General features: G+C 43.5%; 25 protein-coding genes. 9 read left to right on the top strand and 16 right to left on the bottom strand.

All coding sequences use genetic code 11. From position 1 onward, the window contains the following. Nucleotides 1-144: 144 nt before the first annotated feature. Nucleotides 145-834 (top strand): NUDIX hydrolase, encoded by a 690-nt coding sequence (locus KI659_RS02015; RefSeq protein WP_213943664.1) that lies wholly within the window; start codon nt 145-147, stop codon nt 832-834. Nucleotides 835-910: 76 nt separating this feature from the next. Then, nucleotides 911-2,413 (top strand): L-arabinose isomerase, encoded by a 1,503-nt coding sequence (gene araA, locus KI659_RS02010; protein WP_213943663.1) that lies wholly within the window; start codon nt 911-913, stop codon nt 2,411-2,413. 39 nt (nt 2,414-2,452) lie between these two features. On the opposite strand, the gene KI659_RS02005 is transcribed toward araA, so the two are convergent. Further along, entirely contained in the window at nt 2,453-3,124 is a 672-nt protein-coding gene (locus tag KI659_RS02005) for an HAD family hydrolase (protein WP_213943662.1), read from the bottom strand. A gap of 430 nt (nt 3,125-3,554) precedes the next feature. Here KI659_RS02005 and uxaC point away from each other — a divergent pair, with 430 nt between their 5' ends. Further along, nucleotides 3,555-4,961, top strand: coding sequence for a glucuronate isomerase (uxaC, locus tag KI659_RS02000; protein ID WP_246535256.1), 1,407 nt, complete (start codon nt 3,555-3,557; stop codon nt 4,959-4,961). Nucleotides 4,962-5,146: 185 nt separating this feature from the next. Here uxaC and KI659_RS01995 read toward each other — a convergent pair whose 3' ends face one another. Then, nucleotides 5,147-6,382: a Gfo/Idh/MocA family protein gene (locus KI659_RS01995; RefSeq protein ID WP_213943661.1), complete on the bottom strand. Its 1,236-nt coding sequence runs from the start codon at nt 6,380-6,382 to the stop codon at nt 5,147-5,149. Between the two features lie 387 nt (nt 6,383-6,769). Between KI659_RS01995 and KI659_RS01990 the strand changes: the two genes are divergently transcribed. Both KI659_RS01990 and KI659_RS01985 read left to right on the top strand, forming a co-directional pair. Continuing rightward, the gene (locus KI659_RS01990) at nt 6,770-8,152 is read left to right on the top strand and encodes a 3-keto-disaccharide hydrolase (RefSeq protein ID WP_213943660.1); all 1,383 of its coding nucleotides are present in this window, start codon (nt 6,770-6,772) and stop codon (nt 8,150-8,152) included. A 22-nt stretch (nt 8,153-8,174) separates the two neighbouring features. Continuing rightward, nucleotides 8,175-9,527 carry a Gfo/Idh/MocA family protein gene (locus tag KI659_RS01985; RefSeq protein WP_213943659.1) on the top strand — a complete coding sequence of 451 codons (1,353 nt, stop codon included), beginning with the start codon at nt 8,175-8,177 and terminating at the stop codon, nt 9,525-9,527. 43 nt (nt 9,528-9,570) lie between these two features. On the opposite strand, the gene KI659_RS01980 is transcribed toward KI659_RS01985, so the two are convergent. The 6 genes from KI659_RS01980 to KI659_RS01955 form a co-directional block, all read right to left on the bottom strand. Continuing rightward, on the bottom strand, nt 9,571-10,587 hold the full coding sequence (locus tag KI659_RS01980; protein ID WP_213943658.1) for a LacI family DNA-binding transcriptional regulator: 1,017 nt from the start codon (nt 10,585-10,587) through the stop codon (nt 9,571-9,573). A 9-nt stretch (nt 10,588-10,596) separates the two neighbouring features. Beyond that, on the bottom strand, nt 10,597-10,923 hold the full coding sequence (locus KI659_RS01975; protein ID WP_213943657.1) for a nucleotide pyrophosphohydrolase: 327 nt from the start codon (nt 10,921-10,923) through the stop codon (nt 10,597-10,599). 152 nt (nt 10,924-11,075) lie between these two features. Beyond that, nucleotides 11,076-11,528 carry a D-aminoacyl-tRNA deacylase gene (gene dtd, locus KI659_RS01970; RefSeq protein WP_213943656.1) on the bottom strand — a complete coding sequence of 151 codons (453 nt, stop codon included), beginning with the start codon at nt 11,526-11,528 and terminating at the stop codon, nt 11,076-11,078. Nucleotides 11,529-11,535: 7 nt separating this feature from the next. Continuing rightward, on the bottom strand, nt 11,536-12,264 hold the full coding sequence (locus KI659_RS01965; protein WP_246535255.1) for an NAD-dependent epimerase/dehydratase family protein: 729 nt from the start codon (nt 12,262-12,264) through the stop codon (nt 11,536-11,538). Beyond that, nucleotides 12,264-12,680 (bottom strand): YkvA family protein, encoded by a 417-nt coding sequence (locus tag KI659_RS01960; RefSeq protein WP_213943655.1) that lies wholly within the window; start codon nt 12,678-12,680, stop codon nt 12,264-12,266. Before KI659_RS01960 ends, KI659_RS01965 begins: the two co-directional genes overlap by 1 nt. Before the next feature lie 9 nt (nt 12,681-12,689). Then, on the bottom strand, nt 12,690-13,211 hold the full coding sequence (locus KI659_RS01955; RefSeq protein WP_213943654.1) for a DUF7935 family protein: 522 nt from the start codon (nt 13,209-13,211) through the stop codon (nt 12,690-12,692). Nucleotides 13,212-13,325: 114 nt separating this feature from the next. Here KI659_RS01955 and KI659_RS01950 point away from each other — a divergent pair, with 114 nt between their 5' ends. Then, the gene (locus tag KI659_RS01950) at nt 13,326-13,649 is read left to right on the top strand and encodes a HesB/IscA family protein (RefSeq protein WP_213943653.1); all 324 of its coding nucleotides are present in this window, start codon (nt 13,326-13,328) and stop codon (nt 13,647-13,649) included. A 283-nt stretch (nt 13,650-13,932) separates the two neighbouring features. Here the strand turns inward: KI659_RS01950 and KI659_RS01945 are convergent, their stop codons facing one another. The 5 genes from KI659_RS01945 to KI659_RS01925 all read right to left on the bottom strand — a co-directional run bounded on the left by KI659_RS01945 (nt 13,933) and on the right by KI659_RS01925 (nt 17,714). After that, nucleotides 13,933-14,394, bottom strand: coding sequence for a DUF4268 domain-containing protein (locus KI659_RS01945; RefSeq protein WP_213943652.1), 462 nt, complete (start codon nt 14,392-14,394; stop codon nt 13,933-13,935). A 124-nt stretch (nt 14,395-14,518) separates the two neighbouring features. Beyond that, entirely contained in the window at nt 14,519-15,376 is an 858-nt protein-coding gene (locus tag KI659_RS01940) for a ChaN family lipoprotein (RefSeq protein WP_213943651.1), read from the bottom strand. Then, complete coding sequence (folB, locus tag KI659_RS01935; RefSeq protein WP_213943650.1) at nt 15,369-15,734, bottom strand: dihydroneopterin aldolase; 366 nt, start codon at nt 15,732-15,734, stop codon at nt 15,369-15,371. Before folB ends, KI659_RS01940 begins: the two co-directional genes overlap by 8 nt. Beyond that, the gene (locus KI659_RS01930) at nt 15,734-16,591 is read right to left on the bottom strand and encodes a DivIVA domain-containing protein (RefSeq protein ID WP_213943649.1); all 858 of its coding nucleotides are present in this window, start codon (nt 16,589-16,591) and stop codon (nt 15,734-15,736) included. Before KI659_RS01930 ends, folB begins: the two co-directional genes overlap by 1 nt. Nucleotides 16,592-16,805: 214 nt before the next feature. Next, nucleotides 16,806-17,714 carry a WD40 repeat domain-containing protein gene (locus KI659_RS01925; RefSeq protein WP_213943648.1) on the bottom strand — a complete coding sequence of 303 codons (909 nt, stop codon included), beginning with the start codon at nt 17,712-17,714 and terminating at the stop codon, nt 16,806-16,808. Nucleotides 17,715-17,750: 36 nt separating this feature from the next. Between KI659_RS01925 and KI659_RS01920 the strand changes: the two genes are divergently transcribed. Both KI659_RS01920 and KI659_RS01915 read left to right on the top strand, forming a co-directional pair. Then, entirely contained in the window at nt 17,751-18,380 is a 630-nt protein-coding gene (locus KI659_RS01920) for a 4'-phosphopantetheinyl transferase family protein (RefSeq protein WP_213943647.1), read from the top strand. Nucleotides 18,381-18,529: 149 nt separating this feature from the next. Then, complete coding sequence (locus tag KI659_RS01915; protein WP_246535254.1) at nt 18,530-19,105, top strand: redoxin domain-containing protein; 576 nt, start codon at nt 18,530-18,532, stop codon at nt 19,103-19,105. Here the strand turns inward: KI659_RS01915 and KI659_RS01910 are convergent. The 3 genes from KI659_RS01910 to KI659_RS01900 form a co-directional block, all read right to left on the bottom strand. Then, entirely contained in the window at nt 19,102-19,944 is an 843-nt protein-coding gene (locus tag KI659_RS01910; RefSeq protein WP_213943646.1) for a transglutaminase-like domain-containing protein, read from the bottom strand. The two genes, KI659_RS01915 and KI659_RS01910, sit on opposite strands and share 4 nt — an antisense overlap. A gap of 83 nt (nt 19,945-20,027) precedes the next feature. After that, nucleotides 20,028-21,656: an acyl-CoA carboxylase subunit beta gene (locus tag KI659_RS01905; protein ID WP_213943645.1), complete on the bottom strand. Its 1,629-nt coding sequence runs from the start codon at nt 21,654-21,656 to the stop codon at nt 20,028-20,030. Between the two features lie 240 nt (nt 21,657-21,896). Continuing rightward, nucleotides 21,897-22,697 carry an N-acetylmuramoyl-L-alanine amidase family protein gene (locus tag KI659_RS01900; protein WP_213943644.1) on the bottom strand — a complete coding sequence of 267 codons (801 nt, stop codon included), beginning with the start codon at nt 22,695-22,697 and terminating at the stop codon, nt 21,897-21,899. Between the two features lie 162 nt (nt 22,698-22,859). Between KI659_RS01900 and KI659_RS01895 the strand changes: the two genes are divergently transcribed. After that, nucleotides 22,860-25,559 (top strand): putative LPS assembly protein LptD, encoded by a 2,700-nt coding sequence (locus KI659_RS01895; protein ID WP_246535286.1) that lies wholly within the window; start codon nt 22,860-22,862, stop codon nt 25,557-25,559. Nucleotides 25,560-25,953 lie beyond the last annotated feature (394 nt).

Below are 25,953 nucleotides of genomic sequence, written 5' to 3'. Positions count from 1 at the left end.
AATATTCAAGCATCCAAACAATAAATGTATTTTTTACACTAAATATAAAACTCCCACAAGAACAAGGGTTTGTTTTTAACAATTAAGTGTTACTTTGCACTTTATTAATCATATGATTGAAAAAACCTTAAGCCTCGAAACAGAATGAAGTACTCTAATCAGGAGCGGATGCTGGTTGCTGTGGACAGCATAATTATAGGATTTGATGGAAATGAATACAAAATCTTACTAATCCAAAGAGGATTTGCACCCGAAAAGGAAAAATGGAGCTTGATGGGTGGGTTTGTTCAAAAAAACGAATCGCTGGATGATGCTGCTTCAAGGATTTTGGACCAATTGACTGGATTGAAAAATGTCTACCTTGAACAGCTTCATTCTTTTGGAAAACCTAACCGGGACCCCATTGAAAGAGTGATAGCGGTCACTTATATGGCCTTAATTGACATTCAACAATACGAGCAGCAGATAAATAACGACTTTCACGCTCGCTGGTTCCCTATAAATCAGCTCCCCAAACTGATTTTCGATCATGAGGAAATGATCGATATGGCTTTAATGAAACTAAGATACAAGGCTACACTACACCCTGTTCTGTTTGAATTGCTTCCTGATAAATTCACCATCCCACAGCTGATTACCATGTATGAGGGACTTTTTGCAACTGAGATCGATAAAAGAAACTTCAGCAGGAAAATCTTATCCTCTGATTTGCTTATCAAAGAGAACGAGAAAGACAAATCCTCATCAAAGCGCGGGGCCTTCTATTTTAGACTGAACAGGGAAACCTACAAAAAGAACTTTCAAAGAATCCATAATTTCCTACCCAAAAACTAGCCAAAGTTCTTTTCATCTCGGTCCACAGCCATTAATAATTCCACTAACAAAAAAGACTTATTTAAATCGAAATAATATGAAAACACTTAAGCAAAACGAGATTTGGTTTATAACAGGAAGCCAACATCTATATGGGGATGATGTATTGGAAAAAGTGTCACAGCACGCAGGAACCATCGCCAAGGCATTGAATAATTCATCAAAAGTTTCTGTAAGCACAGTCTTTAAGCCTATAGTAAAAACGGCCGAGGAGATTTATAATGTAATCCAAGAGGCAAATTCGGCCACAAATTGCATTGGAATCATCACTTGGATGCATACTTTTTCGCCAGCCAAAATGTGGATCAATGGCTTGAAGATCTTACAAAAGCCTCTATTGCACCTGCACACCCAATATAACAGAGAGATTCCCTGGGATTCAATTGATATGGATTTTATGAACCTGAATCAAAGCGCCCATGGAGATAGGGAGTTCGGCTTCATTACCTCCAGAATGAAAATCAAGAGAAAGGTAGTGGTGGGCCATTGGGAAGACGTCATGGTTCACGAGCAAATAGATGCTTGGGCGAGAGCAGCCAGTGGGTGGAAAGACTGGCAAGGGGCAAAATTTGTGAGATTTGGCGACAACATGAGAAATGTAGCCGTAACTGAGGGTGATAAAGTTGAAGCTGAAATAAAATTCGGGTTTTCAGTCAACTCGTTTGCTGTTGGCGACTTAGTGGAGAAAATCAATAATATCAGCGACGAAAAGGTTGATGCCTTAATCCAAGAATATGAAAATTCTTATAATCTGGCAGACAACCTTAAGTCCGATGGAAAAATGCGATCCTCCTTGATTGAAGCTGCTAGAATTGAGCTTGGTCTGGAGCAATTTCTAAAAGAGGGAGACTATAAAGGGTTTACAAATACATTTGAAGACCTTCACGGCATGGCCCAACTACCCGGCATTGCCGTTCAGAGATTGATGAACAAGGGCTATGGGTATGCAGGAGAAGGAGACTGGAAAACCACGGCAATCGTAAGGGCAATGAAAGTAATGGGAAGCGGATTGGCTGGCGGCAACGCTTTTATGGAAGATTACACCTACCATTTTTCACCCAACAACAACTTAGTATTGGGCTCCCACATGCTGGAAGTAGATGAATGCTTGGCAACAAATAAACCATCCTGCGAGGTACATCCTTTGGGGATCGGGGGAAAAGAAGACCCGGTCAGACTAGTGTTCAATGTAAAAGCCGGATTGGGACTGAATGTATCTATGGTGGATATGGGCAATAGATTTAGAATGATTATCAACGAAGTAGAAGCCGTAGAACCACTACACGACTTGCCAAAACTTCCTGTGGCCAGAGTGATGTGGAAACCTCTCCCCGATATGAAGACCGGCTGCACTGCATGGATATTAGCCGGAGGGGCTCATCATACTTGCTTTAGCCAAAACCTATCTTCCGAAGTTCTTAATGACTTTGCTGAAATGGCCGGCATAGAGGCTGTAAACATTGATGGGGCCACCAATCTCAGACAGTTAAAAAATGAACTTAAATGGAGCGACATTTACTACCACCATAATGACAAATGATTAAATGGACCTAAAGACTTTTCTTTAGGTCCAATTTTTTTATCCCTTCCCGATTATCTTTTCAAGAAGGGGGTCTTCATAATCCTCAATAAAGCCCACTATATTATCAAAATTGCTGAATTCATGTTTATCATGCATGGTCGTCAGCACAACCACATCCATCCCAGCATTCAAGGCTGCTTCCACCCCTTTGGGAGCGTCTTCAAAAACTAGGCAGCTGGAAGGCTCAACCTTCAATTGTTCAGCTGCTTTCAGGAAGGTCTCCGGGTCGGGCTTGCTTTTATCCACATCGTCAGCACTGACCAGCGCTTGGAAATACTTTCTGATATTCAAATTATCGATGACAAAATCTATGTTGAACATGATGGCAGCCGACCCGATGGCCATCCCTATAGCCTTGCCCGAAGCTCTGTCTATAAATTCTTCAAATCCTGATATTAATTTTAAATTGGGTTTATAAAGCTTCTGATACTTCTTTTCTTTATTAATCGAAAGCTCCTCTATGGTCTTTTCATCAAAATAATCATCACCAAAAACCCTTTTTAGCAACTCTGAATTTTTTCCATACATCTCCGATTTGACATTCTCATAGGACAATTTCGCCCCTAAATCAGAAACCAATATATCAAACCACGCATCGGTGTGATACACCATGTCATCAATAATCGTCCCGTTCAAATCAAAAATAAAACCTCGATATTTACCTTTCATATATTTTAACTTTTTATTACAATTTAATTTCTAGAATATTAACTTAACTTCAATTAGCATATTAAGTTGAAATCATACTTCCGAAAACACAGGGTATCTTTGAGATTTAGTAGGCTATTTGAAAATGGAATATCCCTGATTTCACGCTTATAAGAAACCCAGATGGGAGAATTACCACACTCTAATTTGAATTGTTACCTACCTACGGTATATTGCAGTTCAAATTCGTATGAGTACAACTCAAATTTCGAATTTTTTTGACCCAAAATTACATCCTAGATCATATAATTCTTTGTTATGATTAAATAGGAAAAGTAATAGCTTATAAAAAAACACTACAAACCTAACCGTCACGTCTTTAGCGGAAATTGTGAGATTTAGAAACAGGGTTTCACAATGCTAATCGTGAATTAACCTAACCAAACTGAACTTGAAGCCCTTTATAACTGACGATTTTCTATTAAAGAGTAAATTCGCTAGAATTCTCTACCACGAATATGCAAGTAATCTTCCTATCATTGATTATCACAATCACTTGTCGCCCGAAGCCATTGCAAAAGATCACAGGTTTAACAACCTAACCGATGCATGGCTTGCCGGCGATCACTACAAGTGGAGGGCGATGAGAACTCTGGGCGTAGATGAGAGTTTTATTACAGGGAATGCAAGCGACGAGGAAAAATTTGCCAAATGGGCCCACACTGTCCCTTACACGCTTCGCAACCCATTATTTCATTGGACCCACCTGGAATTGAAAAGGTATTTTGGAATTGACCAAGTCCTAACCCCTTCTTCCAGCCCGGAAATTTATCGAGAAAGTAATACCTTGCTACAATCAGCGGAATTTTCAACAAAAAGTTTACTTTCGAAAATGAACGTGGAGGTGGTATGTACTACAGACGATCCATTGGACAACCTTGAGTTTCACCAATTATCAATGGATGGCCCTTCAGCAACCAACTTATATCCTACTTTCAGGCCAGATAAAGCCTATGAAGCAGAAAATCCAAGCAATTATCTTCCCTATCTTGATAGCTTATCCCATGTCAGTGGAGTTTCTATCACCTCCTATGCAGATCTTCTCTCCGCATTAAAGTCAAGAATTGAGTATTTCCACCAACATGGATGTAGGCTTGCTGACCATGGATTAGAAAAACTTTTCTATTTCCCAATCGGCACTTTTGATATCGAGGGTCTATTTAAAAGGCTCAAAAGTGGTGACACACTTACGCTAAAAGAGATAGAATACTTTAAGTTTTTCACCATTAGCGAATTGTGCAAGATCTACCATGCGTTTGGCTGGACCCAGCAGTTTCACCTTGGGGCACTGAGAAACACCAATCAACGCATGCTCAACGATTTGGGGCCTGACACTGGCTTTGATTCTATAGGAGACTTTTCCCAAGCAAAATCATTGGCAGCATTCCTGAATAATCTGGATAGTACGGACCAATTATCGAAAACCATTCTTTACAACCTTAACCCCGCTGACAATGAAGTTTTTGCAGCCATGACTGGGAATTTCAATGATGGTTCTATCAAAGGAAAGGTGCAGTTCGGATCGGCATGGTGGTTTTTGGATCAGAAAGACGGCATGGAAAAACAGATCAACTCCCTATCCAATATGGGGCTGCTTAGCTGTTTTGTGGGTATGCTTACAGATTCGCGAAGCTTTTTATCCTTCCCACGGCATGAATACTTCAGGAGGATATTGTGCAATCTCATCGGCCAAGACCTAGAAAATGGAGAACTCCCCGAAGACGAAAAATGGCTTGGAAAGATTGTTTCTGACATTTGCTACCATAATGCCAAAGAGTATTTCAACTTTGGCAAATAAGTAAACATGTTTATCCGCAATGATGCCAGCCTGCCCGGTAAAGACAGGCAGCCAATTTCTCTTTTTTTCGATTGCTATAAGTTGGGACGGAAGACCGAAGACCGAAGAAAGGGTATTTTAGCATCAGACCAAGAACTGGGCAGTTATACCCTCTTACTGCTGCAATTACGGATATACATATAAGATCATCCAACTGATTTTTTGGCAGTTGGATGATCTATTAAATTGTAATCTTCCCGCCAGGGCTGCACCGACCCAGTATGAAGTGACTCATTTGCCAAGGCCACGGCAATGGCGGTTTGACCACCATTGAAGGCATTTGAATATGGCATTCGCTTTTCTTGAAGACAGCGGTAAAAGTCCTCGACAGCATAATAGGTTCCCTCCTTCAATGGCCTGTCTGTCAATTTTATACCTTGCTTATTATCCGTCCAGGTCAGTTTGGTAGCACCTGAAACACCGTCAACTTCCGCTAATTCCTCCCTTACTTCTTCTTCAGGATAAAATATCCCGTCGTCCATCAAAAGGGACAGCATCCCTTTGGATCCCTTAATTTTAAAAATGTATCCTTCTTGCTTGTTAGAACAAGTTGCCCCAAAGCTACCTACCATACCGACATCCTCATACCTGAAGGCCAACTGGATATTATCAAAGGTTTCTCTTCCATCCTTAAAGTTGTCAATGCCTCCTATGCCATATATGCTGCTTGGAACGCAATCAAAAGCCCAATGAATAAAGTCCATCTGATGCGACAAAAGTTCAGCAGCCAGCCCCCCGGAGTATTCCCTATACATCCTCCAATTGATCTGTCTTTCGAATTCTGGGGAATGAACATATCTTCGCCAATCGTGATTTCTATCCCATCGAGCATCGATTGCTGTAATTTTGCCCAAATACCCTGAATCAATCATTTCCTTGACCTTGAAGTAAAGCGGCGAATACCTAAACTGGTGACCGACCTGAAGAATTTGGTTGGGTCTTTCTGCCGCGATTTTGCATAACTCCTGAGCTTGCTCAACAGAAAAAGTCATGGTTTTTTCTAGATAAATGTGCTTTCCTGACTCAAAAGCTGCTTTGGCATGCTCAAAATGAAAGGAAAGCGGGGTAGCAACAAATACAGCATCCAAATCCTTTTGATCCAACATGGAATTTAGATCATGATGGAATCGAATATCTTTCCCTGAAGTTCGATTCTTAGCTTGATCTAACCGGAAGGGGAGGTTATCACAAATGTCTGAAACATGAAATTTATCCGACATCTCATCTAATATGGAATAAAGGCCGGATCCCCGGTTTCCATATCCCAAAATCCCCACGTTATAGGGCTTCTCATCTAAAGTGGCTCCTGTAAGATAAGGGAAGGTCAGTACACTTGAAGCAGATAATAAAACACCAGATTTAAGAAAGTCTCTTCTATTCACAACAGGAAAGTTAAATTTTGGATTACTTGTAGAAATCCAAGGTAAAAAACTTTTTGTTTGAATAAAAAGCTTTTATGTAGGCGGTGACTCAAACCCTAAATTCTGACCTATTATTATTTTTTCTAAGCATAAACAAATTTTAGTGGTAAAATGGATAAGTCGAAAATATAATCACCAAATTTTCCGAAAACGTTTCCGCAAAAAAAGCCTATGATTTACTTGATTTTGCATCCTCAAATTTAGTACTTAAGCTTAGAACCAATTATAAATTGTATGTATACCCAAAATATTCCTTATACCCTGGTACAATCTACTTCATGGATAGATTTTACCCTATCATCAAACCCTTATCCAGCTTTACATAAATCCCCCTTAATCTAAATACATATGAAATTTTTAAAAACGGCTGCAGCTTTGGGCATTTCAGCGATGTTGATTAGCTCCTGTTCACAACCTGCCCAAGAAGGAAATGAGCTTACCCCAATGTTTAAAGGCCAAGACCTCACGGGGTGGAAAAGCGTAATGGGGCAGGCTGAATTCGAAATTGAGGGTGATGAAATAATCGGCTATGCAAAAGCAAATTCTCCAAACACCTTTCTAATAACTGAAGAAGAATATAGTGATTTCATTTTGGAGTTAGAACTCAAGATTGAAGACCAGTCCAGCAATTCCGGTATCATGATTCGTGGACAATATGACGAAAATGCCAATGATGGCCAAGGAAAAGTGTATGGTTACCAAATAGAGGCTGATCCTACTGACCGGGCATGGTCAGGCGGGCTTTATGATGAAGCTAGAAGGGGCTGGATCTATCCCTTGGACTTAAACCCTTCAGCCAAGGAAGCATTTAAAATAGGTGAGTGGAATAAATACAGGATTGAAGTGATAGGCAATGAAATCAAGTCTTGGATTAATGGAACAGAGGTCGCCTATGTAGTGGACGATATGGATGCTTCGGGTCACATCGGACTTCAGGTGCACAGCATTAACAATCCAGAGGACGAGGGGAATAAAACCTATTTTAGAAACGTAAAAATCCAGACTGAGAATTTAAACCCCAAAGAGTTTAAAGAGGAAGTTTTTGTAGCCAACTTATCCAAAAACAACCTAACCGAACATGAGAAAGCCAATGGCTGGAAATTGCTTTTTGATGGCAAGACATCTGAAGGTTGGATTGGGGCTTACAGGGATGACTTTCCGAAAGAAGGCTGGCATATTGATGACGGCGTCCTCTGGATAGAAGCCGCCGATGGCGGGGAGTCCAGCAACTTTGGCGACATTGTCACCAAGGAAAAGTTTGAGGCATTTGATCTTTCTTTTGATTTCAAACTTACAGAAGGAGCCAACAGTGGCGTGAAATATTTTGTCACCTTATCAGAAGGAAACCGAGGTTCGGCGATTGGTTTGGAATATCAAATTCTGGATGACAAAAACCATCCAGATGCCAAGATGGGTAAAGACGGAAACCGTACGTTAGCGTCTTTGTATGACCTTATTACTGCGAAAAAGGAGCCCCGATTTGTAAGGCCGCTCGGAGAATGGAATAGTGGAAGAGTGGTAGTCCATCCAAATAACAAAGTAGAGCATTTCCTTAACGGCATCAAGGTGCTGGAATATCATAGAGGTTCCGAAGAATACAGGGAATTGGTAGCGGGAAGTAAATACAAAGATTGGGAGAATTTTGGAGAGGCTGAAGCAGGCCATATTTTGCTTCAGGATCACGGGGATAAAGTAAGTTTCAAAAATATCCGAATTAAAGATCTTCAATAACAATACCCAAGAACAAATAACAATGGATAATAAAAACCGATCAAGAAGAGAATTTATAAAAAAATCAACGCTAGCTACCGCTAGCATCTCCGCCTTGGGTGCCTTGGGTTTCTCGGCAAAAAGTTATGGTAATATCTTAGGTGCCAATGACCGCCTCAATACAGCGATAATAGGCTTAGGAAGACGGTTGGGGGCATTTGTTGAGCCTATCGTCAGGGAAGAGAGTAACGTTAAGCTGCTTTATCTATGTGATGTAATGGAATCTCGTAGGGAGAATGCAGCAAGCGTTTTTTCCAAACATTTAGATTACAATGTTAAATTAGAGAACAGCCTTTTCAAGCTGTTGGAAGATAAGGATCTTGATGCTGTGATAAACGCCACACCCGACCATTGGCATGCCCCGGGGACATGGATATCCATGGAGGCCGGCAAGCATGTGTATGTAGAAAAGCCATGTAGCCACAACCCACGTGAGGGTGAGCTATTGGTGGATTATCAGAAAAAATACAACAAAGTAGTGCAGATGGGCAACCAACAACGGAGCTCTGACCACACGATATCAATTATCAAAAAAATTCATGAGGGAATCATCGGAGATCCATATTTAGCTACAGCATTCTACAACAATGCAAGAGGAGAAACCCCTCTACCCAAAGAAAGCAGTCCTCCAGAGGGGCTGGATTGGGAACTTTTTCAAGGTCCGGCTCCAAGAAAACCGTACTATCACAATTTATGGGATTACAACTGGCACTGGTACGGATGGGATTACGGCACTGCCGAGACCGGAAACAATGCTACGCATGAACTTGATGTAGCTCGCTGGGCGCTACAGACTGACTTCCCTACACAAGTCTCTGTAAATTCAGGCAAATATCATTTTCCGGATGATGGCTGGACCATGTATGACACCATGAAAGCAAGCTTCACCTTTGAAGGCAATAAGGTAATCGAATGGGACGGCAAGAGCCGTAACAATTATGACACATACGGAGGAGGAAGAGGTACAATTATATATGGTACTGAGGGATCCGTTTTTGTGGATCGCGAAAAATACAGACTTCATGATAGAAGCGGAAAGCAAATTGAAGAAGTATCTTCTCAGGGCAGTGAAGGTGGAGTAGGATTAGGTGGAGGTGGAGGCACAAGCACTGGTCACGTGGTCAACTTCTTTGAGGCGATTAGGGGCAAGGAAACTCAAACCTCCCCTATTGATGAAGGAGCTAAAAGTTCCTTATTATGTCACCTAGCTAATATATCCTCAAGGGTGAACGAAAACTTTGAATGTGACTCCAGCAATGGACATATTTTAAACAATCCTAAAGCAATGGCCCTCTGGTCAAGAGAATATGAAAAGGGCTGGGAGCCCACCATTTAAAAACATGGAGGTAGCTGTTATGCCTTTAGCAGCTACCTTCACTTTAATTGCCGGAAGATTTGCGTATAGATAGCTTGGAAGGAAGGGTGACGGTTTTATCCTCCAAAGTCTGGGGTTTATCACTTAACAAATGGTCCATTAATATTTTTGCACACGAACTTCCTATTTCATAGGCTGGCTGCGATATAATACTCAATGGGGGATCCAGAATTTCCGGAAATTTCATATTAGAAAAACTTATTACTTTAACCTGATCAGGCATTTTAATCCCCACTTTTCTAACAGCATAATAAGTCGAAACAGCTAGTTTTTCAATGGATGCCAATATCCCCAATCCTGAATATCCCTCAGCCAGAACTTCCGAAATTCTTTCTATGTTTTCATCCTCCTTTTCTGAACAGGTAAGAATCCAGTTTTCCTCAAAAGTCAACCCTCCATCTTTTAAGGCGTCCAAATAACCTCTAAGTCGTTCTTTTCCCGTAGATACTTCTTTGGATAAAACCAAAAATACAATTTTACTACACCCGCTTTCAATTAGCTGTTTTGTCCCTAAATAGGCACTTTCGTAGTCGTTGGTAATAAATTTTGTAGTTGGAATTTCTGCACAGACTCTATCAAAAAAAACTAGTGGAACCCCTGATGCGTGGATCCTATTGAGGTGGTCAAAATTACTGGTTTGGTTAGTCACAGACATCACAATTGCATCTACTCTTCCATTGATCAAGTTTGACACAATTGTCTTTTCCACTTCCACGTCCTCTTGGGAATTATAAACCAGCAAATGGTATCCGTGTGGTTGAGTAACATCCTCTATCCCTTCGATCACCTGCCCAAAAAAGTTATTCACTCTTTCAGGAATTATAACGGCTATGGTGGTGCTTTTCTGACCTCGTAGACTTCTAGCATAGGGGTTAGGTTGATAACCTAGCTCCTTGGCCAAAGCTTTTACACGCTTTTTGGTGCCATCACTTATCTCAAAACTATCATTCAAGGCTCTCGAAACGGTGGAAGGTGACAGTTTGAGCAGTTCGGCTAAATGTTTAATATTGATTGCGGACATAATAATTTTTCACCTCAGCTTTTCATTCCCTTTATGCCTGTCTTTATCCCGGATATTCTTTTTTTCAAGATTTTTCTCCAGGGCTTTGGTGAGGTCTACACCCGTTTGGTTGGCAAGGCAGATGAGCACCCAAAGCACATCGGCCATTTCGTCGCCGAGGTCTCTGTTTTTGTCGCTTTCCTTAAAGGACTGCTCACCGTATTTGCGGGCGATGAGCCGGGCCAGCTCCCCTACCTCTTCAGTGAGGATGGCCATATTGGTCAACTCGTTGAAATACCTAACCCCTACGGTGTTGATCCATTTATCTACTAATTGCTGTGCTTGCTCTATCGTCATGGCAAAAAAACTTAAAAAAAGGGCCAAATATACCGCGATCGCGGTATTGACAGGCTTTGCCTAGGGCCCTACCTTTGTAATATATGGTTTTTTCTTTTTAAAGATGGTGAAAAGGTAATCTCTCAACTTTTTCACCATTTTTTTTATCCTTATCACACCCTGTTTTTACTATCGATAATGATAGTCACAGGCCCATCATTGGTCAGGGAGACTTTCATATCGGCCCCAAACTCCCCAGTGACAATCGCTTTTTTGAGTTCTGAAGACAATGCCTTCCCAAATTTCTCATATAAAGGTATAGCTATTTCAGGTTTTGCGGCTTTGATATAGGAGGGTCGATTCCCTTTCTTGGTACTTGCATGTAGGGTAAACTGGCTGATCAATAACACATCCCCATAATGGTCCAAGATGCTTTCGTTCATCACCTCTTTTTCATCTGGAAAGATCCGCATGTTAACGATTTTTTTGCTCAGCCATTCGATATCACGGGCATCATCTGCCTCCTCAATGCCAAGCAAAATCACTAATCCCAAACCGATTTTACGGGTTTCCTTGCCGTTGATCAAGACTTCCGCTTGGGAAACCCGCTGGAGTACTGCTATCATGGATCATCTAATCTTTTTGTAAGGCCTGCATCGCCTTGGAGGAAATGTATTCTACTACCAGTTTGGGCTGTTCTAAAGCATGATGAATCATGGCCCGCGCCACTTGGCTATCCTGTATGGGTTTGTATTTGCGAAACAGCCCTACAGTGGTAAAGGCCTTCATGATCACTTTCCCCACATCCTCTCCTACTCTTACTTCCTTACGTTGTCCTAACAAGATGGATGGCTGAAAAATGCCCAAATAATCAAATTTGATAAGCTTCAGATCTTCCTCCACCTGACCTTTTACTTTATTGTAAAAAAAGGAGCTTTGTTGATCAGCCCCTATGGCACTCACGTAAAGGAATTTTCTTGCCCCTATTTTATAAGTCCATTTGGCGAAATTAATGACAAAATCATGGTCTATTTTGAAAAAGGCGTCCTTGCTGCCGGCTTTTTTAATAGTTGTACCCAAACTGCAGAATGCATGGATTTCACAGCTCTGGTTCTCCAAGGCCTCGATGATTTGCTGGTTTTCGCCCCCAAAATCATCGATCCTTAATCCCTCCACCAAATCACAGCGATCTAGCTTCGCAAAGTCCACCTCAATCTGGGCCAGTTTGGGATGTTTTAATGCAAGGTGTCTCCTGCCAATCGCAATAACAGCATCATATTCCTTATGCTGAAAAAGCTGGTGCAGGAGCTGCATTCCTACCAGTCCAGAACCACCGGCCACTATGGCAATACGTTTTATCATTATTTATAGGATTGTTCCCAATGAACAAATTTCTGAATATCGGACTGCAACGTTTTGATCACCGCCAAAAGCACGGTCAAGTCATCCACATATCCGATTACGGGAATAAAATCGGGAATTAAATCAACAGGAGTGACAAAGTATACCAACCCTAAAACCATCATCCCTAGAGATTTGGCCGAAAATCCTTTGTACGTCCCATTTACATGGGCTCTGATCATCCTGAAAAGCACGTCCACATGGCCGATCATTTCTACCACTTGGGGATTGCTGCTAAATTTGTGCAGCTTTTCAGAAGCCGAGTCCATGAGTTTTTTCAGCTTCACTTCATTTTTGGAGATCTTTTGGGCTTGTTCAAAATAAAGGAGCTTGGCTCTTTGAAAAATATTCTCTGCAGTGTCTTTAATAGTTGCCATAAATGTTGTTTAGAAGTAAATCCTGATCTCTGATTTCACCATTTGCAGGGCACGCTTAATGCTGTCCATTTTCTGCTCCAGGGAGAGTTGGAAAATCCGCTTGGCAAGTTCGAGACCTCTAGCTTCTTCGTTAAGGTCTTGGGAAGCGCGGTTGATCATAGTGATCACGTCCTCCACGGCCTTGCGCACACTTTCCCAGGTTTCGTCTGTAAAGTACACCTGCTGGGAAAGGTTGTGGTTGAATTCCTCCCTCACTTCAGAAAGCAAAACTGCATGCAGCTCCCTAGCGGAATAGGACCCGTCATTAACGCGGCGCACAAGGTTGTTGGGAGTAATCCTTTCCAATAGCAGGCACAACCTTTCACCCGCCTGCAGTCTAATTGGCAACACGGTATCCGTGTTCTTTGTTTTCAGTTCGATCAGCTTGTTATCCCTTTCCCTTTTCAAAAATGATACCGCGATGATGTACATCCCATAAATGACCAGCCCTGCGGGAAGGACAATCTTCAAAAGTTCTGTGATATATTCCATTGGTTTAATTTGTTTCTCGAATATCCTAAATAATTTGGTAGGGATAAAACTGTGTGGAAATTTAATTTATGTATAATTTTGAACTCAGAGTGTACCAAATTGCCTTTTAAGTATATGATCATACCCATCAAAATCACCGAGCCGGCCCAAGCCGAGATCCGTAATATCATGGCCAACAAAAACATACCTGCTGAGTATTGTCTGCGAGTGGGTGTTAAAGGCGGTGGCTGTGGGGGGATGGCATATGCGCTGGGCTTTGATAAACAGAAGGATGGTGACGAAAAATTCGAGGTAGAGGGCATTCCCGTTTTGATGGAGAAAAAACATATGATGTTTTTAATGGGCATGCATATCGATTTCTTCGATGGCAACGATGCCCGCGGCTTCACCTTCACCAACCCGGACCGAAAGAAACAAGAGGAAGTTAAAGGGGAGTAAACGTTGAAATGGGCCGCTAAGTCGAGGAAGTTTACTCAAAGTCGCACGAAGTAAAAAAGTATCCGTTTTTTTTTCCACTGAGGTCCACAGAGTTTGAGCACGGAGGACCCCAGAGTAAAACAACTATGAATAAATCCTACTCTGTAATACTCCTCTGTGAAACACTGCGATAAAAACTTTCCAAAAAAACCTTTGTGGCCATTCCAAACTTGGTGTGACTTCTTTTTTTAACTTTGTGCCCTTCGTGACCATATTTTACCCTGTGCCCTTGTGGCCCATTCTTTTACTTCAACTCTTCAAACCCATGCCTGACGTTACTCCAGAATTCATCTAGGGCGATGATCCTTGGCTTTAAGAATGAAATGATCTTTGGCCAATCGTCTTTCTCCATCACACTCACTCCTTCTAATACAACCTCGGCCTTTGACATGGGCCTTCCATATTCATCGGGTTGGGCGTAGGACCAGTTCCATTCTTCGCCCAATTGGCCGCGAAGCATGCTTTTAAACATAATCAATTGCTCATATTGCAACTCTTGGATATCCATATCGGGATGGTTGAGCTCAATGCCAATAGAGGCAAAACCCCGCTCGGCCTTCATTCTAAAAAACAGTTGCTTAACTCCAGTTTTGTAATTCTGCCAATTCACCCTCGTGCCCTCCGCTGATGGCACCGGCTTCATGTATGCCCCAAAGGTGGTCCAAAAATCTTTCTTCGTCTTGGCTATTTCTGCTTTTTTATACATGGTTGGGATGGTTAGATGTCCGATGCCGGGTGTCGGATGTCCGATGTCGGATGCCTGCTCGCCGTGGCGTGTAGGATGGACGCTGTAGGCCCTACGTAACGAAAACGGACTCAGTTCTCAGTGCTTAATAGCTCTTCGGACTATCTGTGGGCAATACGATGATAAAATTAGCCTTTGCTCTGGTTTCCTCATCGATATCCATCACGCCTTTTTCCTCTACGGTAATTGTCATGATGGAAAGCCCTTCTTCGTAATGCTTCAAATACCAAACAATTCCTTCATAATTGTTGGAATGATAGGAGCCGTTGATGTGGTAAAATTGTTCCATGCCATCCAGACCTTTCAGGATAAAATAGGCCATGGTGGCATCTTTCAATGCTTGGGCAGCTACCATGTGCTCAGCATTCATGTGACTGCCATGCATCATTTCTTTCATCCCTACATATCCCGGTAGCTCCCTGTCTATTTCAATAGGCAGAGGAGCTATAAATAATTTGGCTTCCTCCGAAAAATCTTCCAACACCTCCAAACCTCCACGGCTTACTGCAGAAGCATACTTGCGGGGGACGTTGGTGGCGACAAAAGGAATATCATTGGACTTGGCATATTGAACCAAGGGCTTGTAATCTGTCTGGTAATTGTTCCAAAGCTTGACCTCAGCCTCCAAATTCTTTTCATTAATTAGATCCCCAAACCATTCATCAAGGCTCAATTGGTCATCCGCTTCGAAAAACTCTCCACCGAAAACCAGCCCCTCTCCCCTTTCATGAAGACTTTTCAATAGCTGCAACTGCAACCAGTGGGCAATACTGTTGTTATGAAGTTCCCCAAAAAGCACCACCTGTTTCTCGGCGGCTTCTTCAGCCATTTGCTCAAAACTTACTTCTTCTCCTTGTAAATTGAATATCCGGTAGGGGACGGTTTGGGCGTAGATTTGGAAAGGGAAAACAAGTAAAAAAAGTAAAGGTAAAATTTTATTCATAATCCTGCGGGTAAGCTACTTTTACAACGGAATAATTGACCACCCCTCCAAGGGCGGGATTGTGTTTCTTGATGATAATCTCGATATGCTTGACATCCGGATAATGCTTCAAAATATCCAATAACATCAAATGCCCCAAATGCTCCAGAAGCTTTACCGGCTCCTGCATATGTGCTTTTGCTATCGTGTAAAGCTTAAAATAATCCACGGTGGATTCCAGATCATCATCCACCATGGCTTTTTTAAAATCGGTATCTACATGCATGTCAACCGTAAACCTATTCCCGAGTTTTTTCTCCTCGGAAAACACCCCATGATAGGCATGAAACTCAATTCCTTCCAGTGAAACTCTCCCCATCAGTCAAACTGGTCAAAGAAAGATCCTGAAGTCTGTTTTTTCTCATTTTGCACCGTGGGACTGGGCTGATCTTCTCTGCGAGGCTCTTCCTCTTTTTCTTCCTCCTTGGCTTCAGGCTCCACTATTTCCTCTTCTATCCTTTTAGGCTCCTCTGGTTCAGCTTTGACCTCCTCTACTTGGGCTTTAATTTCTTCCTCGGCTTCGGGCTGCACTTCTTCCTGCTCTACCTCTTCTTGGATTTCTTCCATTTTAGCAGGCACCTGCCCCACAAAGGATTCAAAAGAACCCTCCTGGCTCAATTGCTCAATTAAATCTGTATGCACCGTGATATCGGCCTGCTCAAAAGTCTTTTCCGCATCCTCCATGGTGTCGATGGTATGCGTGGCGATCTGCTGAAGGTTTTTAAGGACTCTTTTTCGCTGCTCCAAGAGATGCTCATAATTGTCCACTAATGTCTGAATATCCGTTTTGAGGTTTTCCATGATCTCCCGAGCTTTCTGCTCAGCCGCCTCCAACATGTTTTGGGACTTTTGCTTGGCATCATTTCTTAGAACATCCGCATCGATCTGGGCATCGCCCACAATTTGATCGGCGGTAGTCTTAGCCTGTTCGATGATATTGGCACCGGTATCCTCAGCTGTTTTTAAGGTGCGAAAAAGGGATGACTCCACTTCACGCAGTTTGTTGGATTGCTTTTCAGCTTGATCCAATTTCACCTGAAGGTCTTTTTTCTCATCCATCAGCCTTTCCCATTCCTGGGACAAGCTGTTCAAAAATGCGCCTACCTCTTCCTTATCATATCCCCTGAAATGCCTTTCAAAGGTTTTCTGTCTTATTTCTAATGGTGTTATTTTCATTTTAATCGTTATTTTCTATTATCAGGTGCCAGTCGGTCTGCCTATAGTTGATGGTCCATAGACCATAATCCATAGAATTGCGAAGTCAAAACTTGCATTGACACTTTTTTCTCGAAATTTCTATCAGGTTTTCTCCGGTAAGAGGCCTCTGCGAAACTCCTCTTTAAACTCCGCGAACCCCTGCCTGCGGAGGCAGGTCTGTGTCCCTTTTATTTCACATACCTATCTCCCAGATCCCCACAGTCCTGTCATCGCTTATGGAGATCAACTTATCTGAAAAGCTGCTCCAAAGCACCTTGTTGATTGAGGTACCGTGACCTGCATGGCGGGCTTTGTCGATTACTTTTAGGAGACGGAAACTCTCCCCATCCCAAAGTTTTATCGATTTGTCCATGCTGCAGGTGGCAAAATACCTTCCATCTTTTCTGAAAGATAAATAATTGATGGCAAATAAATGAGCGGCAATGCTTTCTTTTTCCTCATAAGTTTCTGCCTGCCAGATTTTAAGGTGCGCATCACGGCCACCACTGACCAACTGGCCGGATACCGGATGATATCCCAGGGCAAAAACGGAGTTTTGGTGGCTGGTCAGGTTGGCTTTTGGCTTAAAGTTGCTGGTGTCAAATACTTTTACCGTATGGTCACTCAACCCCACAGCCAAATCTTCCCCAGAGGGATGAAAAGCCATTACCCGAGCGCTCTTATCCCCTATTTTCAAATGCCTCACCACAGCCCTGGCCTCGACATCAACAATTATCACAAGTCCGTCTCCTGTACAAACCATCAGGTTGTCACCTTTCACCTGAAGGTCAAAAATGGCTGCGGAACTTATTTTTAACGACCATATCTCCTTTTTTGTATCCAGGTCTATCACATGAATGCCTTCATAATTGTGCCCGGCAAAAAGCCAACCCCGTTTTTCGTCTATGCCCAACGCATAAACGCTATGGGGAAGTCTGGCCAATAAATGGCCGTCTTTGGGGTTGGCCTGCCCCCATTGCACCACCATCCCATCTCCTGACCCCGTGAAGAATAGGCCTTTCTCACCCCACTCAGCAAGGGCATAAATGCAATCATTGTGACCAGTAAGGGTATGGAGTTTATTTACTTGAATATTTGACATATATTGCAGACGGTAATCCTGAGTACATTAAGGCATATGCAAACAAAAATAGAAAAAATAAGTCCTTTATCTGCCCTGGCCATCAAGAATATTGAGGGGACGGAGGGCGAGGCACTTGATTTTTTAAGCTTCCGAGAAAAACTTTCCTACGCAAACATCAGCCATCCCGGCAAAAAAACCGAATGGCGTGGCGCCAGATTGGCCATTAAGGAAGCTCTTGAATGCATACAGCATCCTTATCCGGGGTTTTTCAAAGATGAGCACGGCAAAAGCCACCCCATGGACAATTATGGATACGTATCCCTCACCCACACTATGGGACTTGCCGCAGCAATCTTTCACAAAGAAATGCCCGTAGGAATTGATTTGGATTTTGTCAGGGAAAAAGTGGTCAGGTTGGGCCCAAAATTTCTTGACCCCTCCGAAATGGACTTTCTGGACAATGACCCCCTGCATTATACCATGGCCTGGTCGGTTAAAGAATCCATTTTTAAATGCCAAGGAAAAAGAGGCATCAGCCTACGACAAAACATTTTGTTACAGCCCTTTGACAAGGGAGCAAGGATCGTAAAAGGTAAAGTCTATGACACCGAATACACCGATCACCACTATCAGGTTCAACTGGAAGTGGAACAGGATGTGGTGTTGAGTTATACGATTTGGTAGGGGACGGGAGACCGAAGACGGAAAAAATATAACCGCAGAGGCTCAGAGGTCCCAGAGAATGTGTTGGTTGCTCTGCTTCTTTACGCTTTCTCTGCGGTTTAAAAAAATACTTTCTAGTTATTTTCAAGTTAGAATTAATTAAGGTAGAAATGAAAAGATCGCTGCTGTTATTGGTTTTGATGATGGGATCCATGCTTGTGACGGTGGCACAACGGGTTCAGAATTTTGAGCTCAAGGATTCCAATACAGGCACTCAGGTTTCCTTGGAGGAATTGACCAACAAAAGCGGTACAGTTCTTATTTTCACCTCCAACTCCTGTCCTTTCTCCAAACTTTATGAAGACAGAATCAAGGACATTGCCAGTAGATTTGATAATGATTTTTCATTTGCACTAATCAACCCACACGCCGGAAGTGTGGAAGAAACAGAAAAGGAAATGAAGGCAAGAGGTTTTCGATTCCCTTATCTGATGGATGGTGAACAAAAGGTTACGAGATCCCTTAATGCAAGCAAACTTCCGGAAGTTTTGGTGATTACCAGTGGCCCTACAGGCCAATCTGTGGTTTATCAAGGCGCTATAGACAACAACCCTCAAGCTCCAGGAAGCGTAAGCCAGCGCTATCTGGAAAATGCACTTACCCAAATCCAACGCCGCTCTTCCCCCAGCCCTGCCCAAACCCGAGCCGTTGGGTGTAATATCCGCCCTAGAGGTTCGAGGAATTAATCTATCAAAAGCTCGAGCAGGCTTTTCACCTCTTCCGACTTTTCCACATCCCCTAGCCGCTCATAGGCAACTATTAGATTTCTAAACATCCTTTTGATAATATCCAGGCTCGTGCAGGGCTCGAAAAACTCATCCTTTGGCGCAATCTTCAAATGCTCCAAATAATGAAATATATCGGATTTGCTGAAAATAAGCCCTTTATTAAAAGCATTGATGTAAAAAGATTGGGCTTCATTGAGATAAATAAGCACAAAAAGGTTAGGCAAATTGACCCCATGTACCGGTATCCCCAGCTTTTGGGCCACCAGTAAATAAATGGCGCAGAGGCTGATGGGGTTTCCCTTTTTGGTGGAAAGTACATTGCTCAACATGCTGTTGCCCGGGGCATGGAAGTTTTTAGTGTTGGCGGAAAACTTTAACCGGTTAAATAGCACATTGTTAATAATCCTTACCTGATCGTAAGGCTGCAGGTCGTTTTTGAAAGAGGTCCAGACCTCGAAGTAAATCTGGTGCATTTCCCCGTTTAGCTCATCAAACTCCAAATCGGGATATTGGTAGGTATTGAGGATCCACAACCCGGTGAGCAGGTCCTGCTTTTCGGATTCTTTCCACTCCCGGAGGCGGCTTCGCATTTGGGAAAGCTGAAGCTCATGTACGAGTTCCTCGATTTCCTTTTGCACCGTGGGATTGAAGCTTTCCTCCCACTTTTGTTCCAAAAAAGGAATAATTTCAGTGCCGAGCGATTTGATCTTATCCCTTACGTGGTTGATGACCTCCCTATCCTCATCATCGAGTAGGGAAACCAATGCGTTCAATTCTTTGTCCGTCAAATTTTCCATCTTCCTGCATCCTAAAAAAGAAACTGTTCCCAATTATTTAATATCAGGAACAGCTTTCAAAATTACAAACTTCTAAGCAGGAATTAAGTTTGGATCACACCAACATTAAAACGCTCAGTAATGGGGGCATGATTGGCCGCCTCAATACCCATACTCACTACTTTCCTGGTCTCCAATGGATTGATCACGCCATCCACCCACAGTCTCGCAGAGGCATAGTAAGGACTGAGTTCCTCATTATATTTATCTTGGATTTCTTGGAGCAATTTCTCCTCATCTTCTTTGGTGATTTCCTCTCCGGCCTTTTTAAGACTGGCCACCTTGATTTGCAACAAGGTTTTGGCAGCCGAGGCACCGCTCATCACAGCCATCTGTGCTGTTGGCCAGCTGAAAATCAGGCGTGGGTCATAGGCCTTACCACACATGGCATAATTTCCCGCCCCATAGGAGTTGCCTATGATGATGGTAAACTTGGGCACTACGGAGTTAGCCATGGCATTTACCATTTTGGCCCCATCCTTAATGATGCCTCCATGTTCCGCCTTACTGCCTACCATAAACCCACTTACGTCGTGAATAAACAACAATGGGATTTTACGCTGGTTGCAGTTCATGATAAAACGGGCAGCTTTGTCGGCGGAATCGGAGTAGATCACACCACCCATCTGCATTTCCCCTTTTTTGTTTTTGACGATCTTGCGCTGGTTGGCTATGATGCCGATTGCCCAGCCGTCAATCCTGGCCGTGCCGCAAAGGAGCGTCTGGCCATAGTTTTCCTTATATTCATCGAATTCGGAATTGTCTACCAATCGGCCGATCACTTCCCGCATATCGTAGGGTTTGACCCTGTCGGAAGGGAAGACGCCAAAGATTTCTTTTTCGTCTTTTGCCGGCTTCTGAGGCTCCACCCGGTCAAAACCGGCAGATTCAGGTGCTCCAAGGGTTGAAAAGATCCTTCTGATGGCATCCAGACATTCCTGATCGTTTTCGTATTTGTTGTCAGTCACCCCGGAAATTTCACATTGAGTGGTGGCTCCACCCAAGGTTTCATTGTCCACATCTTCGCCGATGGCGGCCTTTACCAGGTAGGAGCCTGCCAGGAAGATGGAACCCGTTTTGTCCACAATCAAAGCCTCATCAGACATGATGGGCAGATAGGCACCACCGGCCACGCAGCTGCCCATGATAGCGGCAACCTGCACGATTCCCATGGAGGACATCTTGGCGTTGTTGCGGAACTGACGCCCAAAATGCTCCTTGTCTGGGAAGATTTCATTTTGTTTGGGGAGAAATACTCCGGCACTGTCTACCAAATAAATAATAGGAAGCCGATTTTCCATGGCTATTTCCTGTGCCCTGAGGTTTTTCTTGGCCGTCATGGGAAACCATGCCCCGGCTTTCACCGTAGCGTCATTGGCCACGATCATACATTGCCGGCCACTCACATAGCCAATTCCTGTTACCACACCGGCAGAGGGGCAACCGCCTTCCTCCTCGTACATGCCGTCGGCGGCAAAAGCGCCTATTTCCAAAAATTCAGAATCCTTGTCCCGAAGGTAATCTATCCGCTCGCGGGCAGTAAGTTTGCCCTTTTCATGTTCTTTGGCAATTCTCTTTTCACCGCCGCCCAGATGGACTTGTTTTAACTTTTTCTCTAATTTATAAATGAGTTGCTTATTCAGGTCCTCATTCTTGTTGTATTCAAGATTCATGAAAAATTGATTATTGGGTTTATATGCTTTTGCTAAAATAGAAGCAATAAAAGTGATATCAAAAATAAAGTACAAAGTGGGCGGCACGAAGTTCACAAGTCCCTGCTCTCCCGTCTCCAATGTAACGTCCTAAATTAAATTGACACTCATTTTTCTCCTCGAATTGGCCTTTCCCGATTCGCCCTCTATAGTCCTGATGAGTATCGGGAGGGCTACCCAGGACAAGTAGTGAAATCTTCCCTACATCGACTCTATCTCCTCCTTGTATGCCTTAATAGATCGGTAAATCGCCGAAGCCAAGTAAGTTTGGCCATTGGCACTGTTCAAGTAGCGCTCCTCTGCCGCATTGGAGAGAAAGCCGGTTTCGATCAACACACTAGGCATGCTTGTCGTCCAAAGTACATAAAAAGGAGCCTGCTTTACACCGCGACTCTTTCTTTGCACCCTACTGGTAAAATCGGTTTCAATCTTTTGGGCCAAGGAAAGTGAGTTGGAAAAATATGCCTTCTGCATGAGGTTAAACATCATGTAGGATTCCGGGCTCTTGGGGTCAAAACCTTCGTAATTCTCTTTATAGTCATCCTCCAGGAGGATTACCGCATTTTCCCTCTTTACAATATCAAAATTGGCGTCAAAGTTTTTGCTACCCATCACGTACGTTTCTGTACCAGCTACGCCCTTGTTGCCAGTGGCATTGCAGTGGATGGAAACAAACAAATCCGCTTTGTTCCGGTTCGCAATATTGGCCCTTTCCTTGAGGGGAATAAAAACGTCGGTTTTACGTGTATATATGACCTCCACTCCAGGCAGGTTTTCCTCGATATACTTGCCCACTTGAAGGGCCAGTTTGAGAGCAACATCCTTTTCCCTGGAGGTGGCCCCAGACGTACCGGGGTCATGACCGCCGTGTCCGGCATCTATCACGATCCGCTTGAGGCGAAATTCGGGTGCCCGCTCACCAGTGGGAACAAAGCCTGCAAAAAGCCCACAGAGCGTGAGAATCGAAATAATTAGAATATTTTTAGGGAGGGTTCGTTTCATAAACGTTAATAACATTAACTTTACGCAAAAATTAAAAATTTTTGATTAAACTAGAAATAATCTGTGCAGAAATATAGGTTTCTATTCTTATCCTTTATTTTCTTATTCCTGCTTGATCTAGACGCTTTTGGACAAGACCGTCGAGGTAGAAGACTGCCCGAAATGCGGGTTACCGCTCCCGATACGGTCATCAACCCCAACCTGCTGCCCGAGCCCGCTTGGCCCGACAGTATACCAATCCCAGGTCCTGACACGCTTCCAGACGGTACCGACACTACAACGGTTGTGCCAAAGGGCGACATACAGACCCAAATTGACTATTACGCCGAAGACAGTATTATAACGGACTTCACTTCCAATAAAGTATATTTATATAATGATGCCTGGTTTGAATACGGAAATATTCGCCTAGATGCTGATTATATAGTAATTGATTGGGAAAAGAGCGAACTATTTGCCTCTGGTATTACAGATTCTCTTGGAGCTATACAAGGCAATCCTATTTTTAAAGAAGGACCTGCCACCTATGAGATCCGAAAGGAAATGCGGTATAACTTCAAGACCCAAAAAGCCATCATCTCCGATGTGGTCACCGAGCAGGATGAAGGCTTTTTAAGAGGGCAGACGGTGAAGAAGGATGATGACGGAAGCGTTTACTTGAGTAATGGCTTTTACACCACCTGTAATCTGGCTGAACCACATTGGCATATTGCATCCGGCAAAATAAAATCCATTAGGGGCAAACATGTGGTCGCAGGCCCGTTTAATTTGCATTTTAACAACATCCCGACACCTTTGGGGCTACCCTTTGGGATAATTCCCGACCAGCAGGAAAAAGCATCAGGGATATTATTTCCAACTTACGGCGAGGAACAGATCAGGGGTTTCTTCCTTAGAGATTTCGGTTATTATTTTGCTTTCAACGATTATATACACACCAGACTTACAGGTGAAATCTTCTCCAAAGGGGGTTACGGTGCCAAGGCAGCCACTCTATATAGGAAAAGGTACAGGTTCAGTGGAGGTTTCAATTTTGATTACCAACGCTTCCAAAGCCCTGAAACCGAGGAATTCCAAGTGGATTACAACGAATTTTGGGTCAACTGGCAGCATACGCCGGAATCTAGGGGAAACAGCCGTTTCTCGGCTTCCGTAAATGCCGGTACGACGACCTATAACAATGCGGTGGTAAACCCTGTAAACTTTGCCAGAAACATCAATGCGGAATTTACCTCCAACATTGCCTATAGCAAGACCTTTGCGGGCACCCCGTTCAGTATGTCAGTCAACTTACGGCATTCGCAAAATATCCAGACGGATGAGGTGAGGGTGGTCCTTCCAGACATCGCGGTCAACATGAACCGTCAAAACCCTTTCAGAAATGTGCAGTTTGAACCCTTGAAGACCTTGAACATTGCCTGGAACTTCAACGCCCAAAACTCCATCAACAATTTGATTGTAAATCCCCTAGGAGTAAACACCCAGCCGCAATTTCAGGAGCCCGATCCATTTGACCCTTTCCAAGGCATAGATCCACTTACAGGACCTCCAGTGTTGCCGTTTAATTTTGCCAACTTGCCACAGTTGTTGAGGGAAGCGGACAATGGGTTTAGACACACTGTACCAATTACCTCCAACTTCACCTTGTTCCGTTATTTCACCGGCACGGCAGGATTCAATTATACCGAACTGTGGTATTTGAACCAGATTGACTATTTCTATAATGCCGAGGAGCAGCGGGTGGATCAAATCAGGTCCGATGGGTTTAACAGGGCTGGTTTCTATAATTCATCGTTTAACCTTTCTACAAACATCTACGGTTTTTATACCTTCAGAAAAGGTGGTAAAGTGGAAGCGGTAAGGCACCACATGCAGCCAACTTTTGGCTTTAGTTATTCGCCTAATTTTGCCGACCCACGATTCGGTTATTTTCAGGAAGTTCAAGTGGACGAAACGGGCAGGACCCAGTTCTTCAGCCGTTATCAAGGGGCAATTTTTGGTGGTCCGCCATTGGGCGAGGCCAGGTCACTTAACCTTTCCATCAGAAACGTGGTGGAAGCCAAGATCAAAACTTCCAACGATACTACAGGTAATGAGGAAACCAAAAAAGTCCCGGTGCTCCAAACGTTGAACATTGCGTCCAACTACAACATGGCAGCCGACTCCTTTAATTTGGCCCCGATAAACATCAATACCAGAACGGCCTTCTTTGATCAGCGCCTGAGTGTGTTCCTTTCGGCGACCATGGACCCTTACGCTACCCGCACTGTCACCAATGCGCAGGGCCAGCAAGCCGAGCGAAGGGTGAACGATTTTGCATGGAATAGAGGCCAAGGTATAGGCCGACTGAGAAACGCCACCCTTAACTTAAACGGGAGCATAAACCCTAGTCAGACGGAAAAAAGTCCCGGGGAAAGGCGCGATGAGATCACCAATGATTTCATGGCCCAAGGGGGGGTGATGAATGAATTTACCCAAAACGAAATTGATCGGATAGTGGCCGATCCCAGCCAATATATAGATTGGGCCATTCCGTGGAACCTGACCTTTGGGTACAACTTGAGTTACAACCGTGCTTTTACTGGTGTCACCAATGTGACCCAGGCCCTAAATGTATCGGGTGATGTGAGCTTTTCCGAAAAATGGAAGATCAACTTCAACACGGGGTATGATCTATCTACTGCCCAAGTCACCCAATCCATGATCGGTATAGCCCGTGACCTCCATTGCTGGCAGATGAACGTCAACTGGATCCCTTTTGGCCGCTTTACCTCCTACAACATCGACATCCGTGTCAAATCTTCAATTCTCCAGGATCTGAAGGTCTCAAGGAGAAGAAGCTTCTTCGATTCGTTTAGGTAGTATAGAGGTTTATTTCCCGATATCCGCTTCGGATCGGGAGGTTTAGAAGGTTAGAATTTAACATAGTTCAGTAGATAGTAGATCTCCCGAGGAGCGCCGATGGAAAAGTCAGGAGGCACTTCGGGACGGTAGAAGGGGTTAGGAGTGAAAGCATCCCTATCGTCGCTTTGCGATTTCTAAACCTCTAAACAAGGCCACAGGCCAAATAACCTTCCAAACTTAGCAGTTTAGAAGGTTATTTCCCGATAACCGCTTCGCGGATCGGGAGGTTTAGAAGGTTAGATTCAGGCCATTTCCAGAACTTGGCGTCCTTTGCAAAACTCTTTGCGCACTTCGCCTGCCCTCCGGGAGGCGGGCGTGAAACTGCCGCGATGAAGTCAAGCCACATCCCTCT

Source organism: Litoribacter ruber (assembly GCF_018449405.1).
GTDB classification, from domain to species: Bacteria; Bacteroidota; Bacteroidia; order Cytophagales; family Cyclobacteriaceae; genus Litoribacter; species Litoribacter ruber.
Note: the sequence above shows the minus strand (reverse complement) of the source record. Positions and strands in the feature narration are given on the sequence as shown.